A 17889-nucleotide genomic window follows, 5' to 3' on the forward strand; every position below is an offset into this window, starting at 1 on the left:
TGGTATAATTTATTTTATAAACTTTAAGGGGGCGTAACAATGGATGTAGATGGAATAATAATTCCAAAAGATTATGAAGTAAAAGAAACGCTTATAGAAACAGAAATTCATATAAAAAAAATTAAGGATTTCTTTGAAAGAACTTTATCAGAAAAATTAGACTTAATTAGAGTATCAGCACCGTTATTTGTAGGAGCATCCACTGGATTAAATGATAATTTAAATGGAGTTGAAAGACCTGTTAATTTTGACTTAAAAGCAACAGGAGAAGATGTAGAGATTGTTCATTCTTTAGCTAAATGGAAAAGATTAAGCTTATATAGATATGGTTTTGAACCTGGACATGGGTTATATACTGATATGAATGCTATAAGAAGAGATGAAGACTTAGATAACATTCATTCAATTTATGTTGATCAATGGGACTGGGAAAAGATTATCTTAAAAGAAGAAAGAAATGAAGAGAAGTTAAAAGAGATAGTTAGAAGTATATATAGTGTATTTAAAGAAACAGAGAACTTTGTAGCTAATGAATTAAAGTGTATAGAAAAGGAATTACCTAATGAAATATTCATTATAACATCTCAAGAATTAGAAGATAAATATCCAAATTTATCTCCTAAAGATAGAGAAGATGCAATATGTAAAGAACATGGAGCTGTGTTTATAATGAAGATAGGAGATGTTTTAGCATCTGGAGAAAAACATGATGGAAGAGCACCAGATTATGATGATTGGAAGTTAAATGGAGATATTCTTTTCTGGTATCCAGTTTTAGATAGAGCTGTAGAGCTATCTTCTATGGGAATAAGAGTAGATAAGGACGCTTTAGAGTACCAATTAAAAAAGACAGGCTGTGAAGAAAGAAAGTCATTAGAGTTTCATAGATTGTTATTAGAAGGAAAACTTCCTTATACAGTAGGGGGAGGAATAGGACAATCAAGAATTTGTATGTACTTTCTAAGAAAAGCTCATATTGGAGAAGTGCAAGCTTCTGTTTGGGATGAAAAAAACCATAGGATATGTGAAGAAAACGGAATAAGACTATTATAGAAAAATAAGAGAAATTGCATTGCAATTTCTCTTATTTTTAATATAGGATGCTTATTATTTAAAAGTAATTTCACCACTTAAAATATTTTTTTTATTTCCATTTTCGTCTAAAACAATTAATTCGCCATTATCGTCTAATCCAATACAGTTAACTTTCTCTTTCCCCCTTGAAGTAACAAGAAAAGCTTGCTTATTTATTATAAGAGAATGAGTTTTACTAATTTCAGCAACCTCTGAATATATATTTTTTTCTATAAAATCAATATATAAATATTCGAAATTATTTAGAAATAAAGCAAGAAGTTTATTTCTATCATAACTAATATTCGTCTCTATCTTTAAAGATGTTGCAGTATTTTTTAGTTCCTCTAGAATATCATTTGAATTTATATTAACATTAATTCCAACGCCAACTACGATATAGTTTATTCTATCCATATCGCATTTCATTTCTGTTAATATTCCACATATTTTTTTGTTATTTAAATATATATCGTTAGGCCACTTTATTTTTGCATCTATTCCATAGTTATTTAATGTTTTGATTAAGGCGGCAGAAGCTATTTGAGTAATTTTGTGAGCGTTTGTAGGTTCAATATTAGGCCTTAATATAATTGACAGCCATAATCCACCTTTAGGTGATGACCAGTATCGTCCTAATCTACCTTTTCCGCCACTTTGTTCTTCAGCAATTATTATTGTTCCATCTTTTATATCAATGCTATTTCCAAGTAGTTTTGCTTTATCATTAGTTGATGAGAGTGACTTAAAGTATTCTATATTTTGTCCTATATATCTAGTAGTTAAATATTTATTTATATCACTTTTTAATATTAAGTCAGGAGAGTTAACTAATTTATATCCTTTATTAGATACTCCTACAATTTCGTATCCATCCTCTTTTAGAACTTTTATATGTTTCCAAACAGAGGCTCTAGTTATTCCTAAACCTTTGCTAATTTCTTCTCCTGATACATAGTTGTCACTTTCTTTTAGAAGTTTGATTATTTCTTCTTTCATAAAAAATCTCCCACAATAGATTATTAACTTAACATATTGCATATTATAACATAGAAAATAATAAAAAAGATTAAGTAGTCTACAAAATATTAAGTATTTCGTAATTATTTATTGAATTTTGTTTGTAATAATATTATTATGAAGAGAAGTGGGAAAAGGAGTGAGTAAGGTGAAGCCAGAGAAAGATAAAAAGAAAATGTCAAAGAAGACTAAAATTATAATAACAATATCCATTATTCTAGCTTTATTAGTTGGATCCGTTGTATTTGGATATTTTTATGTTAGAAGTAAGATATACAGTAATTCAGATATATCAGATATAACAACAGAAGATTCATTTGAAGAGGTACCAGGAATAACTAATATCCTATTAATAGGTACAGATGCTAGAGATCTTAATGAGAGGGCAAGATCAGATTCTATTATAATTGCAACAATAGATAATAATACTAAGAAGTTAAAGTTGTCCTCAATAATGAGAGATACTTTTGTAGATATACCAGGATATGGTGAACAAAAAATTAATGCTGCTTTAGCATTAGGTGGACCAGAATTATTAATGAAGACCATAAAAGAGAATTTTAACTTTACATTAGATAAATATGTAATGGTTAACTTCTGGGGATTTGAAGATATAATAGATGGTATTGGTGGAATAGAAGTGGATGTAAAAGATTATGAAATTCCAGAAATTAATAAATTTATTGGAGAAGTTAGAGATGTAAAATCACCACCTTTAACTACATCAGGATTACAACATTTAGATGGACAGCAGGCTTTAGCATATGCAAGAATAAGAAAAGTTGGTAATGGAAGCTATGAAAGAACAGAACGTCAAAGAAGAGTTCTTGATATAGTAGCTGAAAAAATGATGGATGTAAGCGTAGTTAAATATCCAGGTCTTTTATATGACTTATTGCCATCAGTTAAGACTAATATAGAACCATTAACCTTATTAAATTATGCATATACGGTTTCTAAGTTTGGAGAACTTAAATTTGAACAATTGCAAATTCCTGCTACTGAATTATCTCAAGGTGGCTTATATAGAAATAAAGGATGGGTTTTATTAACAGATAAAGAGCAGAATGGAAAAATACTAAATGATTTTATCTATAATGATAAACCATATTCTAGTGAAGATATAGATAAGGATCATTTTAATAGTGTAATGGCAAATTACAATGCTTTAAATAATGAATATAAGCAACAACATGGAGAGCCTACTCATATTGAAGAAAATGATGATGAGTTAGATAAAATTGAGCAGGAAAAGCCGGCAAATAAGCCAACAGAGCCTGAAGCACCAAAGTTAGTGGAAGTTCCTAAAAACTTAGTTGGAAAAGATGTTGGTGAAGTGAAGAATATTTTGGCGAATTTAGGACTTAATTTTAATGTTAGTAAATCAAGTTTTATTACAACAAGTGATAAAAATTTAGATGGTAAAGTTGGATATGTTTCAAATTCAGGAGCTTCTATAAAAGTGGGAAGTACTATTGAGATAAAGCTGTATAAATATGAAAAGCCAGATGAATCAACACCTCCAGATAATCCTGAACCTCCAGTGAATCCGCCAGAAGAACCTGATGGAAAGGTTGATGGGCCTACTACTTAAAAGGAATATTATAGGCAAAAAGATGAGATGATTTATATCTCATCTTTTTTCACTTTTACTAGAAGTGGGATGGATATTTGTTTCCATGTGATTTGGAACTTGACAGGGAACAAGCAAAATAAATATTAACCACCCCTTTTTCATATTATTACAAAATTATTACTTGTGTTGAAGTATTGTGTAAAAAAAGATATAATTTTATAAGTAAAAATAGATATAGTATAGGTGGTAACATGGGGAGAAAAAAGATAACGAGATCGGAAAAGAATAAGAAAACGAGCTGGAAAGTAGTATTAGCCTTTTTTGCTTTTATGATTATATTTACAGGGGTAACAGCTCCATTTATGATTTTATATGGACCTTTTGAAGATGCAAAAAGAACATTTGTTGGAACAGCAATGTCTTCAATGCACTATCAGTGGTTAGCAACAACATTTTTATCTCAAGATCAAATTGATGAGATTTTAGGTAAAAGTCAGGAAGTTGTGTCAAATGAAAATCAAGATTTTAGCCTTATAGAAATTTCAAAGGTAAAGGATGACAGTATAGAGGTGGCTACTTTAACTGATAACAGTAAATTTACAGGTCATGTATTAATAGTAAAAGATCCTACTAGGGTTAAGGTTGGAGTTACATCAAAATTGTTTAAAGAAGGTGAAACTACATCGCAAATAGCTCAAAATTATGATGCTGTAGCAGCTATTAATGGAGGAGCTTTTACAGATGAAGAAGGTAGCCAATTGTGGACATCCAATGGTGGTATACCTGTTGGGGTATTAATTTCCGATGGAAAGATATTAAATGATGATGCTCCAGGTGGGCGTTATGATGTAGCTGCTATGACGAAGGATGGAAGACTTTTAGTAGGAGGCTATACATTAAAGCAATTAGAAGAACAGAATGTAGTGGATGCTCTTACATTTACACCAGAGGGAGCAAGTCCAGTATTAGTTATAAACGGTAAAATGACTAAAATATCAGGAGATGGTGGCTTAGGAACTGCTCCAAGAACATTAATTGGACAAAGAAGAGATGGTGCTATAGTGCTAGTTGTGTTAGATTCAAAGGTTCCTGGAGGAAGGATAGCAGCCACATTAAAAGAAAGCCAAGAAATTATGTACAAGTTAGACTGTGTTACAGCAACAATGCTTGATGGTGGGAAATCTGCAACTATGTATTATGATGGAGAGGTAATTAATAATCCTTCTAATAGTTTAGGTGAAAGACCAATAGCATCTGCATTCATAGTTAAATAAGTGGTGAGGTAATATATATGAAAAACTTAAAACGTGTTGTAATATGGGCTTTATTATCATTATCTTTACAAGCTGGAGGGCTATACATTTTAGAGAGGATGTATTTTAAGCATTCCTCAGATTTTAAAGTTGAGAAAGTAGAAGTTAAGCCAGTAGAAGCTAATGTTACCATTCCTAATAATATAGAATATGTAAAAGTTTCATACTCAGGAAGATATATTTCATATTTTAATAATGATAAGTTATATGCTATAAACACTAAAAATGGTGAAGAGAATGAAATATCAATAGAGGATTCTGATGAAATACTATATGCGGATTGGATAGAGAATGTAAATAGAATTATATTAGTTATAAGAGATATAAACGATAGAGTACAGCTTTATACATATGATATAAATTCAAAAACTGAACATAAAATAAAAGAATTAGGCAATTATTCTAATAGTATGAAGATTAATGGATTAGAGGTATCAAGTAAAACAGGTGTTAAATATATTGCATTAACATGGGGAAGTAGTAGACCAACAATTTATAGAATTGATATTAATGAAACACTTACTAAGGTATCTCATAATATAAAGAATTTAGGGGAGATTGCTGCTTTTCAAAATAAAGATATACTAATCTGTGAAGATGAGTCAAGAAATAGCTTTTATAGTTATACAAATGGAAAAAGTAAAAAGTTAAATCTAAATATTTCTGGGAAACTAGATGTGCTAGGAACAGATAGCAATGATAATATTTATTTCGGTGAATATGAAGGAGATAAAATCTACAGAATAGTGTATGGTTCTTTAAATACTAAGGAAGGTGAATGGCAATCATTAGCACTTGATGAAAGCAAAAATAAAGAAGATATTTATGTAACTGAAAATGGAGAAATCCTTATTAATGATAATTTAAAAGGGATGGTTCTAAATAAAACTACTGGTGAAACTATTTCATATAAAGGAAAGTTTGTTAGTATGAACGATAAGATTATATATAGTAATAAAGAAGGTTATATTTATATTAAAAATATAAAAGATGTGGATAGTGCAACAGAGGTTTAAAGAAGTATAATTGTATATTCATTAATATATATGGTATAATACAACTCGCTAACGAAAAACGTTCCTAGGAGGATTTTTACATATGAGGCTAAGAAAAAAGTGGTGGGCTAGACCTGAATTAGAAGAGAGTAATATATTCATAAGCAAACCAGCTGATTTAAAAGGAAAATGGAGAGAAGAGTTTGGAAATAACAATCCTATTCATTTAGAACTTGGATGTGGTAGAGGAGGATTCTTAACAGAAAATTGCAAAAGATATCCTGATATTAATCATATAGCTGTAGATTTAAAAGATGAAGTATTAGTGTATGCATTAAGAAAGGTTAAGGAAGTCCAACCTGAATTAACTAATGCTAGAATAGTAGCTTTAAATATAAGCTTTATAGCAGACCTGTTTGATAAAGATGAAATAGATAAGATATATATAAATTTCTGTAATCCATGGCCAAAGGATAGACATAATAAGAGAAGATTAACTCATATAAGGTTTTTGAATGAGTATAAGAAGTTTTTAAAGCCAGGAGCACAAATATGGTTTAAAACTGATGATACAGACTTATTCAATGATTCACAAGAGTATTTTAAGGAATGTGGATTTAATATAGATTTCTTAACTTATGATTTACATAACTCAGATTTTAAGAATAATATAATGACAGAGTATGAAACAAAGTTTACTTCATTAGGTATGAAGACTATGTGTTTAATTGCAACATTAAAGTAGAAAAAAGGAGATATCAAAAGGTAATTTTGATATCTCCTTTCTGTTTATTAATTAGAGCAAACCTTTTTTATAGTTAAGGTTTTGCTGTATACTTCTTTAAACTTATCTGAACATCTTAGTGCTTGAGAAATTTCTAAATCAAGATTTAAACAAGAATATAGTTTAATCTCAACAGTATCTTCATTTATAGATACACTTAAATCTTTTACTGCACCAGAAAGACTTCTATCAAGACCTTCAGCAATTTTTAAAATGACCCCTAATTCTTCAATAACTTTAAAATCCAGTCTATTTATTATTGAACAGAACTGAGGTAAAGCAACATGATAGCTATTATTTCTGTGAGATGCTGCAATTGATGCACTCATTAAAAGTTCTTTATGTGTTAATCCATTAATATATGAGTTTAAAATAATATAAAAAGTATGTTTATGGTGATTATAGTAATCTATTGATGTACCACAATCATGTAACATAGCAGCTGTCTTTATTATATGGTCATACTCATTGCCTAAATGATGTAATGGTTTGAAAGCTTCAAATAGTTTTGTGCTAAGGTTATACACGTTTTTAGCATGTTCTTTGTTAATGTGAAGATCTTCTAATATACCATTTATACTATAATCTAGAATGTCTTCTATAGGTTTAAAATGAGTATTTATGTACTCATACATTATACCTTCTCTAAGACCTCTACCAGACACGATTATTTTTGATGCGTTAACATACTTAATTATTTCATGGAATATAGAAACTCCACCAACTATAATATCAGCTCTTTCTTTTGATAAACCATCGAATTTATTTCTAAGCTTATAATCCTTACTTTTTAAAAGATTATAAATATCATGAACATCATAATCAGTCATTATGTAGTTATGTGTGATATCAAAAGGATATCTATTTTTTATTCTGTTCATTTTTGCAATAGCGCGGACTGTTCCACCTACACCGATTATAGAATCAAAAGTATTGTTTCCTAACCATTCTATATCTGATAGTTCACTATAGATTTTTGTAATTGCGCCCTCTAAATCATCCCTAAGTATTCTATCTTGAAGATTATACTTGTATGTTAAGTTTACGCTACCTATAGGCAAGGTTACACTTTCTTTTATTTCACCATTTAATATCCAAGCTATATAAGTAGAAGTACCAGCTACATCAACTAAAAGAGAATTATCAAAGTAGATACTTTTTGTAACACCAAGGTAACTAAAATAAAGTTCTTCCTCGCTAGAAAGTACAATAACATCCATATCTAGTGCTTCTTTTATAGTATGAACAAACCTATCCTTATTTGTAGCAGCACTTAATGCCTCAGTAGCAACAGTTACAATATCGCATACCTTAGAAACAGAGGCAAGAGACTTAAATGTAGTTAGCGTGCTAATTGTTTTTTGTATCTTTTCATCAGAAATAAAATCATTATCAATTAAGTCGTATCCTAATCTAACTGTGGTACTTAATTCATCTATAATACGAAAGTACCCACCTTCTTCAACTTCTGTCAACATAAATCTAATAGCATTAGAACCTATGTCTATAACACCAACCCTATTCATAAATAACTCCTTAAGATATATAATTAGATTAATAATAATATTATTATACTATAGTGTATAGAAAAATGTTATGTAAAAATGAATATTGACATTAAAAGTTATTTATAGGTATAATGTATAAAAGATAATAGAAAATCAATGAAGAGAAGAGTACTCTAACTGATTTCTAAAGCGAGCAGGGGAGGGTGTAAGCCCTGTGAATAGGTTAGTTTGGAAGAGAGCCTCTGAGATGCCATCTGAATTGAGTAAGACTGGCCGCAGAATACTGCGTTAAAAAGTTGAGTGGCAATTTTATTGCAACTAGAGTGGTACCGCGGATATTTCCGTCTCTTGTTATTCAAGAGGCGATTTTTTTATTTTAGGAGGATAAATATGGATTATAAAAAGAAAATTGCAGAGTTAATAAAAGAACATGTTGATTTAGATTTAGACAAGATAGAAGGATTAATAGAAGTTCCACCAAGACCAGAAATGGGGGATTATGCATTTCCATGTTTTCAATTAGCTAAGGTTATGAGAAAAGCACCCAATATGATTTCTGGTGAATTAGCAGAAAATATAAATAAAGATGGATTTGAAAAGGTTGAACAACTAGGACCATATGTAAATTTCTTTGTTGATAAAGGTGTATTCAGTAAAAATACAATAGAAAAGGTATTAGAAGAAGGAGATAACTATGGAGCTTCTAATATTGGAGAAGGAAAAAATGTATGTGTTGAATATTCTTCACCTAATATAGCTAAGCCTTTCCATGTAGGACATCTTTTCACAACAGCTATTGGTAATGCATTATACAAGATGTATAAAAAAGAAGGATATAATGCAATAGGTATAAATCATTTAGGGGATTGGGGAACTCAGTTTGGTAAGCTTATCTCAGCTTATCATAGATGGGTAGATGAAGAAGCTTTAGAAGCTGATCCAATAAAAGAATTATTAAGAATATATGTTAAGTTCCATGATGAAGCAGAAAAAGATCCATCATTAGAAGATGAAGGAAGAGCATACTTTAAAGCTTTAGAAAATGGAGATCCAGAGGCAGAGGCTTTATGGAAGAGATTTAGAGACTTAAGCTTAAAGGAATTTGAAAGAGTATATGATATACTTGGAGTAAATTTTGATTCTTACAACGGAGAAGCTTTCTACAATGATAAGATGGAGGTTGTAGTAAATGAATTAAAAGAAAAGAAGCTTTTAGTTGAAAGTAATGGTGCACAAGTAGTTATGCTAGAAGACTATAATATGCCACCATGCATAGTTTTAAAGGCTGATGGAGCATCAATATATGCAACAAGAGATTTAGCAGCAGCTATGTATAGAAAGAAGACATATGACTTCTATAAGAGTATATATGTTGTAGGAACACCTCAAGCTCTACATTTTAAACAAGTATTTAAAGTGCTAGAATTGGCTGGACATGAGTGGGCAAATGATTGTGTGCATGTAGGATTTGGATTAGTTAAGTTTGCTGATAGAAAGCTTTCTACAAGAAAGGGAGAAGTTGTTTTACTTGATGATTTAATTAGAGAATCAGTAGAAAAAACTTTAGAAGTTATTAATGAAAAGAATCCAGAATTAGAAAATAAAGAAGAAGTAGCTAAGAAGATAGGGGTAGGTGCTGTAATATTCACTTACTTAAAGAACTCTAGAGAAAAGGATATAGTATTTGATTGGAAAGAAATCCTTTCATTTGATGGGGAAACTGGTCCATATGTTCAATACGCATATGCTAGAGCAAAGAGTATCTTAAGAAGAGCTGAAGGAATTAGCAAGGAAGTAGAGTATAGTAAATTATCATCTAAGGAAGAATTTGAATTAGTTAAGACTTTAGATAACTTTAAAAATCAAATCTTATTAGCATTAGATAAATTAGAGCCATCAATCGTTACAAGATATACTATAGAAGTTGCTAAGGCATTTAATAAATTCTATAATGCTCATTCAATATTAAACTTAGAAGATGAAGTTTTAAAGGCAACAAGATTAAAGCTAGTTGAAGCTTCTGCTCAAGTTATAAAGAATGGATTAGACCTTTTAGGTATAGATGTAGTAGAAAAAATGTAATTATGATAGGAGAGTATGTATTTGTATAATACATACTCTTTATTATTGATAAAAATATGCTATAATTATAATAATTTTAAACGTCTAGAAAAGTATAAAATTTTTGAGTAGCAAACCTTACGGATACCGAGATTAAGTGGTAAAAATATGTGAAGACGTTAAAAAATAAAAATTATAGTGCCGCCACAGAACACCAAAAGCAAGTTTTGGAACCTGTGGTATGGCTGAAAAAAGTGACTTCTTCGCTAAAACGTGGCGAAGCCACTTTTTTATAGAGAGGTGGGAAAAGTTTGTTTTTTAATAAATATATAAAGTATAGAGACATTCTAGTAATAGTTTTAATAGCTCTTGTGGGATATAAGTTAATTGACAATTATCAAATGTTTTTAAACCTTATAAGTACAACAATGTCTGTAATATCTCCGTTCATATACGCAATGATATTTGCTTATTGTATTAATCCAATAATGAATCTATTTGAACGAAAATTAAAGATGAAAAGAGGCGTATCCATTTTAAGTACATATCTATTAATAGGAGGAGCTATAGTAATAGGTGCATTATATATTGTTCCTAGTATTGTTGATAGTATAATATCAATTACATCTGAAATACCTAAATACATGGAAACTGTACAAGGTTGGATTAATGAAGCGTTAAAAAATCAAAATCTTTATGACTTAATAAATAGCACTGGACTTTTAGATAATATAAGTGTTATATCTGGAAAAATGAGTAGTATTATAATTGGAATCTTAGACGGTTCTGTATCTTCTATAGTATCAATTACTACAAACGTAGTAAAAATAGGATTTGGATTCTTAATTTCAATTTATATATTATTAGATAAAGAAAGATTTATTACTGAAGTTAAAACTTTAACTTATATGATATTAAAAGAAGAGAAAGGAACAAAATTAATAGGTTTAGTTAGAACTTATCATGAAATGATAGGTAAATATATTGGAACTAAAGCTATAGATTCAGCCATAATAGGAGTATTAGCATTTTTTGGACTTATGATAATTGGTGCACCATATACACCGTTATTAGCAATTATAGTTGGTGTTACTAATATGATTCCATACTTTGGACCATTTGTTGGAGAAGTGGTTGGAGCAGCTGTTGGTATATTTGTATCTCCAGCTATGGCTATAACAATATTTGTATTTTTACTAGCCCTTCAACAATTTGATGCGTGGTACTTAGATCCTAAGCTTATAGGTGATAAAGTAGGAGTAAAACCATTTTATATAATATTAGCAGTTACAATAGGTGGGGGATTCTTTGGTCCAATAGGAATGTTACTTGCATCACCTACTATGGCAACTATAAACATATATTATGAAAGAAAGGTGAATTTATTCAAGGCAAGGAATAAAAATCTTATGAAAAGATTTGATACAAGAGAAGAAGATTTTTTTAATGAGGATAAGATAGATAGTAAGGATAATATAGATAAAGAAAAAACTCAGTAGGTTAAATACTACTGAGTTTTTAACGTCTGGGGAAGTATAAAGGTGAAGCAATGGAATTATATTTTGTTTTATTAAGATGAAGAAAGGGTATAAATATATATTTATATCTTTGTATATTTATATAAATACATATTTATATGTTTATTTATTGTAGATAGTATTTTTCAATAATTTATTTATAAAAAAGTCGTCAAGACGAGCTTGCCGAGTGGTGGATTTTTTTCAGTGCACTCTGGACTTTGGAATTCAATGTAATCAAAAGACCAGAGGCATATAATTTCATAAAGAATAGAAAAAGACTGCAATTAAGATGCAGTCTTTAAAAATCTTATTTATTAATTTTTTCTGGCTGGGCAGTTTTTAGAGCAAGTGCCGCAATTACATTTTCCTTTAGAAGATGTTTTTATGTTTTTATAAATTATGAAAATTGCTAAAGTTACTATTCCTGCAGTAATTAAGATTTCCATAATATCACCAACCTTTCTAAATTAAGAACTTGCCTATGTTAAATACTAAGAATGAAACAACCCATGCTAATACTAATTGATAAGTTACTGAGAATAGTGTAAGTTTAGTTCCGTATTCTTTTTTCATTGCACCAATTACAGATACACATGGAGTGTATAGTAATACAAATACTAAGAAAGAGTAAGCTGATAATGCAGTGAAATGTGAAGCTAATGTTACTGATAAATCTCCGCCAAATATAACTCCCATAGAAGCAACTACTGTTTCTTTAGCTAGTAACCCAGATAATAAAGAAACTGATGATTGCCAGTTACCAAATCCTAATGGAGTAAATACTGGTGCTATAAAGGAACCAATGTTAGCTAAGATACTATCATTTACGTTATCAACCATTCCGCTAAGGCTAAAGTTAGATAATAACCAAATAACTACACTCATAGCAAATATTATTGTACCAGCTTTCTTTAAGAAGCTTTTACCCTTATCTAAAGTTTGAGTTAGAACTGATTTGAATTCAGGCTTTTTATATTCAGGTAGTTCTATTATAAAAGGTTCTTCGTCCTTCTTGAAAATTGTATTCTTAAATAATATACCTATTAAGAATGCAAGTAATATTCCTAAGAAGTAAAGTGAACCAACTACTAGTCCTTGGTGATCAGCAAAGAATACTGCTGCAAAAACTGTATAAACAGGTAATCTTGCATTACATGACATTAACGGAACAAGTAAAGCAGTAAGTTTTCTATCCTTTTCGCTTTCAAGGGTTCTAGCACTCATAATAGCAGGAACTGAACATCCAAATCCAACAATCATAGGAATAAATGCTTTTCCCGATAGACCCATTTTTCTCATAAGCTTGTCCATTATAAAAGCAACTCTTGCCATATACCCGCTATCTTCTAATATTGTAATACAAACGAAAAGTGAAAGTATTACAGGAAGTAAAACAAGTATTCCTCCAACTCCTCCAACTATTCCATCTACAATAAGTGATTGGAACCAAGGTGACGAATTTGATAATAATTCACTTAACCATGGCATAAAGGAATCATTTAGTAATCCATCTAGCATATCTGATAAAGGTTGTCCAACCCATGAAAATGTAATTTGAAACATTAATACCATCATTAGAATAAAAATTGGATAAGCTAAAAATGGATTAAGTAATATTTTATCTAATTTATCTGTAAAAGAAACCTTTTTATTATCGGGTACTTTACTACACTCTATTAAAACACTTTCTATGTACTTATAAGCAGCTTTTTCGTCCTTAAAGTTAAACTTGTCAATATCATTAGGTTTGCTAATAGTAGTTGTTGAAATGAATTCTTTAAGCTTATCTATTCCTGTTCCTTTAGCAGCTGATATAGGCATAACTTTTATATTAAATAAAGATTCTAATTTTTTATAATCAATAATAATTCCTTTATTTTCTGCTATATCTACCATATTTACAGCTAAAATAATTGGCTTATTAAATTGTTTTAATTGAGTAGTTAGATATAAGTTTCTGTCTAAGTTTGAAGCATCAACAATGTTTAATATTAAATCAACATCATCTTGTTCTAAAAAGTTTTTAGCTACCTTTTCTTCATTTGAAAAAGTATCCATTGCATATATTCCAGGAAGGTCTACAATTTTAATATCATTAAAAAAACCTTCTTTTTTATCTACAGTTACTCCTGGCCAATTTCCAACATATTGTTTTGAACCAGTCAAAGCGTTAAATAATGTTGTTTTACCTACATTGGGATTACCAAGAAGAGCAATAGTTGTCATATAAATCCCCCTTACTTTTGAATAAAAATATTTTTAGCGTCCTTTTTTCTTATAGCCAAATCAAATCCTCTTAAGTTTACTATTATCGGATCACCTAATGGTGCAACCCTTTTTAGCTGTATTTTTGTTCCTTCTATACAACCAAGAGCCCAAAGTCTTTTTGTTAACTTTGAATCTCCCTTTATTTCATTAATTGTTCCAATTTCCCCTAATTCTAATTCGCATAAACACATTCTAATCACCTCTAAAAATTGAATGAAAATCATTATCAATATTATACTATCATTTAAAGATAAAAATGTCAATGAAAGTAAATCTCAATTTCATTAATAATTAATTAAATTTGCGAAAAAATAAAAACTAAGTATAATAGAAACAATATATATTATTAAAGGAGGTATAGATTGTGAAAAAAGTCGCAGCATTTTTTGATATTGATGGAACTGTATATAGGGAAGGGTTAATAACTGAAGTTTTTAAGAAGTTAGTTAAATATGAGATAATACAGGGTGAAAAGTGGTATAATGAAGTAAGGCCTGAGTTTGTTAGGTGGGATAAACGTCAAGGTGATTATGATAATTATCTGTTAAAAATGGTAGATATATATATGGATGCTATAAAAGGTCTTAAAAAAGATCAAATAGATTTTATAGCAAAGAGGGTAGTTGAACAAAAAGGTGATAGAGTGTACACTTTTACTAGAGATAGAATTAAGTGGCATAAAGAACAAGGGCATATTATAATAACAGTATCAGGTTCTCCATATGAACTTGTAAGAGAGATGGCTAAAAAATATGAATTTGATGATTTTAGAGGGTCAATTTATGTTCAAGATGAACATAATATGTATACAGGGGATGTAATTCCTATGTGGGATAGTGAGAGTAAACAAAAAGCAATTAATGAATTAGTAAAGCTATATGATATAGAGTTAGATAAGAGTTATGCTTATGGTGATACAGCTGGGGATTATACTATGCTAAATATGGTTGGAAATCCCTATTGTATGAACCCGACAAAAGAGTTATTAGGAAAGGTTATTAATGATGAAAGTCTAAAGAAAAAAGTTAATGTCATAGTAGAAAGAAAGGATGTAACTTATAATTTAGATGTTAATAACCTACAATTTGCGTAGAAAAGAGTGGTACTGTGATAATTAGAGAAAACATCTTGAGAGTTGATGATGTGTCTAATGACCTTATGATTAATCACGAAGGTATGGAGTTTTTACCTGAGGATATGATTTTTTTTGATTTGGAACATTATGTGTATAAAAAACCAAAATGTATAGGAGTGTTTGGTGCTTGTGTTTATAATAGCAGAACAAAATCTCTAGAAGTTACTCAATATATGATAGAAAATAGATATGAAGGACTTGATATTCTTTATTTAGCTAAAAACTATTTTATATCTATGAAAAATAAAGGCAAAAAAGCTATAGTAACTTTCTCTGGAAATAATGATTTTACTGTAATAAATTATTTGTTCCAAAAGTATGGAGTTATTTACAACTTCAATGAAGAATTTGCATCAGTTGATATTCAGAAAGAGTATGAAAGAGAAAGAAAAACTTCTATAGGGTTAAAAAATCTTGAAAAGCAATTTGGGATAATAAGAGAAAGTGAAGTAATAAGTGGTTCAAATTTAGCTAAAACATTTCATAAGGTAATGAAGGATAAAGACTATATTAAGAGGATGCCTAGGGAGAAGATTGAGAAAATATTATTATATAATGAACAAGATGTTGTAAATCTTTATCACATTTTTGTAAATTGGAAGAGTATAATATTTGAAGATAAGGAAGAGGATGAAGTTTCAAAAATAAAATCAATTGAAGATATTGAAATTATTGATGAAGAAATATTAGATGAGGTTGCTAAAGAGTCAGAAGAAGATGAAGAGCAACTTGAAGATATAATTATAGAAAAAGAGGAGATTGCTAAGTAGCAATCTCCTTTATTTCTTCTTTATAATATTTGTACCATCTGAGGATAAAACTATATCTCCATCTTTATCGTTTCTGTATACGCGAAGCTTGTATTTCTTTATAAGGTCTAATGTTTCTTTATGAGGATGACCATATGTGTTATCTTCAGCAAGTTGAATAACACCTATAGAAGGATTAACAGCTTTTAGGAAGGCTTCAGATGTTGAGGTTGAAGAGCCATGATGGCCAAATTTTAATACATCAGCACTAACATCATATCCTTTATTAAGTATTTCTTTTTCTACTTCTGCCTCTGCATCACCAGTAAATAAGAATGATGTTTTTCCAAACTCAATTTTCATTACTGGAGAATAGTTATTAAAGTCTTGCTGGGAACCTTTCTTATATTCAGCCTTAATAGGTGAGAAAACAGAAACCTTAGTTCCTTCTCCTAAGTCAATAGAATTAGTTCCTTCTTTTATTACATTAATCTTTAAATCTTTCTTTTTTAAAGCTTTAATCATATTTTCATAAGCTTTAGTTGTATGAGTAACTTTAGGTGAATAGAATGCACCAATCTCATATTTGTTAATTACATCATCAAGATTACCAATATGGTCTTCATGAGGGTGGGTTGCAATTACATAATCAATTTTTTTTAGATTTAACGAATCTAAGTACTTAAGCAACATATCTTTACTTTTTCCAGGACCAGCGTCTATAAGCATATTTTTATTATTTACTTGTATCAAAATGGAATCTCCTTGACCTACGTTTATATAGTGTACGGTCATTTCTCCTGCAGTTTGCCCTATAGATTCATTTTGTTTTTCACAGCCTAATAAGAAAAGTGAAAAAAAGCTTAAAATAATAGCTATAATAGAAAGTTTTTTCTTCATATAAATAACCTCCTCCTTTGTATAATATATTTTAGTGTAACATCAAAAGTTATTATAATAAAGAAAAATGATTACATTGCATAATAAAATTTTTAAGGATATAATTATTTTAATCTAAGAGAGAAGGTGGAAAAATGAAATATATAAAGTATGTACGTTATGTAGTTTATATGCTTATTATGAGACTAAAAGGAATTAAGAGGGATTATATAGAAAAGTTCAAGGGGGAAGAGGAAGCCTGGAAATATGCTCAAGAAGTTTTTAGAAAATGGACTTATTTTACTATAAATATAATAGGAATGGAAATTGAAGTAGAAGGATTTGAAAATATTCCAGATAAAACATGTGTATTTATGGGAAATCATCAAAGTATATTAGACATACCAGTTATGAGATATTCAACTCAAAGAACTTTAGATTTTGTGGCTAAGAAAGAATTAGCCAAAGCACCTCTTATTGGATATTGGATTACTCATGTAAAGAGTGTAACGATAGATAGAGATAATATAAGAGAAGGAATGAAGGCAATTAATCAAGCTGTGAATAATATAAAGGATGGATATAATTTTACTATTTTTCCAGAGGGGACAAGAAGCAAAGATGGTAAAATACATGAGTTTAAAAGGGGGAGTATTAAAATAGCAAGCAAATCTAAGGCACCAATAATTCCTGTTGCAATAAAAGGTACATCTGCTTGTTTTGAAGATAGTAAAGAATTTGTACCTGGAAAAGTTAAAGTTATTTTTGGGGAAGCTATAGAAACTGAAAATATTTCTAAGGAAGTAGAAAGAGAACTAATGTTAAGAGTAGAAGAAAGTGTGCGTAGTTTATATGAAAAAATATAAAAAAAGTTCGTGTTAAACAATTACATTCATAAGAAATGCAAATTTGAATGTTTCAAAATTGCATTTCTTGTGTTATAATCATATTAATATTGGTTTATAAAGCAAAAAATGCAATTTTACAAATATAAAAAATTCATTAGG

At 29.4% G+C, this 17889-nt stretch carries 16 protein-coding genes and 1 other annotated feature; of the genes, 10 read left to right on the plus strand and 6 right to left on the minus strand.

From position 1 onward, the window contains the following. Positions 1 to 39: 39 nt before the first annotated feature. Positions 40 to 1053 carry an aspartate--ammonia ligase gene (gene asnA, locus DR024_RS04110; protein WP_027098151.1) on the plus strand — a complete coding sequence of 338 codons (1014 nt, stop codon included), beginning with the start codon at positions 40 to 42 and terminating at the stop codon, positions 1051 to 1053. A 54-nt stretch (positions 1054 to 1107) separates the two neighbouring features. Here the strand turns inward: asnA and DR024_RS04115 are convergent, their stop codons facing one another. Continuing rightward, a complete protein-coding gene (locus tag DR024_RS04115; RefSeq protein WP_055253446.1) occupies positions 1108 to 2073 on the minus strand; it encodes a biotin--[acetyl-CoA-carboxylase] ligase in 966 nt (321 codons plus the stop codon). 160 nt (positions 2074 to 2233) lie between these two features. Here DR024_RS04115 and DR024_RS04120 point away from each other — a divergent pair, with 160 nt between their 5' ends. From DR024_RS04120 to trmB, 4 genes are all read left to right on the plus strand, one after another. Further along, the gene (locus DR024_RS04120) at positions 2234 to 3688 is read left to right on the plus strand and encodes an LCP family glycopolymer transferase (protein ID WP_146742883.1); all 1455 of its coding nucleotides are present in this window, start codon (positions 2234 to 2236) and stop codon (positions 3686 to 3688) included. Between the two features lie 233 nt (positions 3689 to 3921). Then, positions 3922 to 4944, plus strand: coding sequence for a phosphodiester glycosidase family protein (locus DR024_RS04125; protein ID WP_055253450.1), 1023 nt, complete (start codon positions 3922 to 3924; stop codon positions 4942 to 4944). Positions 4945 to 4961: 17 nt separating this feature from the next. Then, positions 4962 to 5999, plus strand: a complete 1038-nt coding sequence (locus DR024_RS04130; RefSeq protein WP_055253452.1) for an NHL repeat-containing protein — start codon at positions 4962 to 4964, stop codon at positions 5997 to 5999. A gap of 82 nt (positions 6000 to 6081) precedes the next feature. After that, on the plus strand, positions 6082 to 6723 hold the full coding sequence (gene trmB / locus DR024_RS04135; RefSeq protein ID WP_027098147.1) for a tRNA (guanosine(46)-N7)-methyltransferase TrmB: 642 nt from the start codon (positions 6082 to 6084) through the stop codon (positions 6721 to 6723). Positions 6724 to 6770: 47 nt separating this feature from the next. Here the strand turns inward: trmB and DR024_RS04140 are convergent, their stop codons facing one another. Then, positions 6771 to 8288 carry a Ppx/GppA phosphatase family protein gene (locus tag DR024_RS04140; RefSeq protein ID WP_027098146.1) on the minus strand — a complete coding sequence of 506 codons (1518 nt, stop codon included), beginning with the start codon at positions 8286 to 8288 and terminating at the stop codon, positions 6771 to 6773. A 129-nt stretch (positions 8289 to 8417) separates the two neighbouring features. Next, positions 8418 to 8622, plus strand: a binding site (T-box leader). 38 nt (positions 8623 to 8660) lie between these two features. Between DR024_RS04140 and argS the strand changes: the two genes are divergently transcribed. Next, positions 8661 to 10352, plus strand: coding sequence for an arginine--tRNA ligase (gene argS, locus DR024_RS04145; RefSeq protein ID WP_055184556.1), 1692 nt, complete (start codon positions 8661 to 8663; stop codon positions 10350 to 10352). 290 nt (positions 10353 to 10642) lie between these two features. Continuing rightward, positions 10643 to 11830: an AI-2E family transporter gene (locus tag DR024_RS04150; protein WP_111918204.1), complete on the plus strand. Its 1188-nt coding sequence runs from the start codon at positions 10643 to 10645 to the stop codon at positions 11828 to 11830. A 335-nt stretch (positions 11831 to 12165) separates the two neighbouring features. On the opposite strand, the gene DR024_RS04155 is transcribed toward DR024_RS04150, so the two are convergent. From DR024_RS04155 to DR024_RS04165, 3 genes are read right to left on the minus strand one after another with little or no spacing between them, the layout of a single operon-like run. Then, entirely contained in the window at positions 12166 to 12297 is a 132-nt protein-coding gene (locus DR024_RS04155) for a FeoB-associated Cys-rich membrane protein (protein ID WP_081663621.1), read from the minus strand. A gap of 16 nt (positions 12298 to 12313) precedes the next feature. Beyond that, the gene (gene feoB, locus DR024_RS04160; RefSeq protein ID WP_027098144.1) at positions 12314 to 14077 is read right to left on the minus strand and encodes a ferrous iron transport protein B; all 1764 of its coding nucleotides are present in this window, start codon (positions 14075 to 14077) and stop codon (positions 12314 to 12316) included. An 11-nt stretch (positions 14078 to 14088) separates the two neighbouring features. Continuing rightward, positions 14089 to 14310, minus strand: a complete 222-nt coding sequence (locus tag DR024_RS04165; protein ID WP_027098143.1) for a FeoA family protein — start codon at positions 14308 to 14310, stop codon at positions 14089 to 14091. Positions 14311 to 14483: 173 nt separating this feature from the next. Here DR024_RS04165 and DR024_RS04170 point away from each other — a divergent pair, with 173 nt between their 5' ends. Beyond that, positions 14484 to 15212, plus strand: a complete 729-nt coding sequence (locus DR024_RS04170; RefSeq protein WP_027098142.1) for an HAD-IB family hydrolase — start codon at positions 14484 to 14486, stop codon at positions 15210 to 15212. A gap of 14 nt (positions 15213 to 15226) precedes the next feature. Next, positions 15227 to 16024: a ribonuclease H-like domain-containing protein gene (locus tag DR024_RS04175; protein WP_111918206.1), complete on the plus strand. Its 798-nt coding sequence runs from the start codon at positions 15227 to 15229 to the stop codon at positions 16022 to 16024. 9 nt (positions 16025 to 16033) lie between these two features. Here the strand turns inward: DR024_RS04175 and DR024_RS04180 are convergent, their stop codons facing one another. Beyond that, positions 16034 to 16903 (minus strand): ComEC/Rec2 family competence protein, encoded by an 870-nt coding sequence (locus DR024_RS04180; RefSeq protein WP_055184554.1) that lies wholly within the window; start codon positions 16901 to 16903, stop codon positions 16034 to 16036. A gap of 134 nt (positions 16904 to 17037) precedes the next feature. On the opposite strand from DR024_RS04180, the gene DR024_RS04185 reads away from it, so the two are divergent. Then, entirely contained in the window at positions 17038 to 17748 is a 711-nt protein-coding gene (locus DR024_RS04185) for a lysophospholipid acyltransferase family protein (protein WP_027098139.1), read from the plus strand. Positions 17749 to 17889 lie beyond the last annotated feature (141 nt).

The organism is Clostridium paraputrificum, from assembly GCF_900447045.1.
Lineage (GTDB): Bacteria > Bacillota > Clostridia > Clostridiales > Clostridiaceae > Clostridium > Clostridium paraputrificum.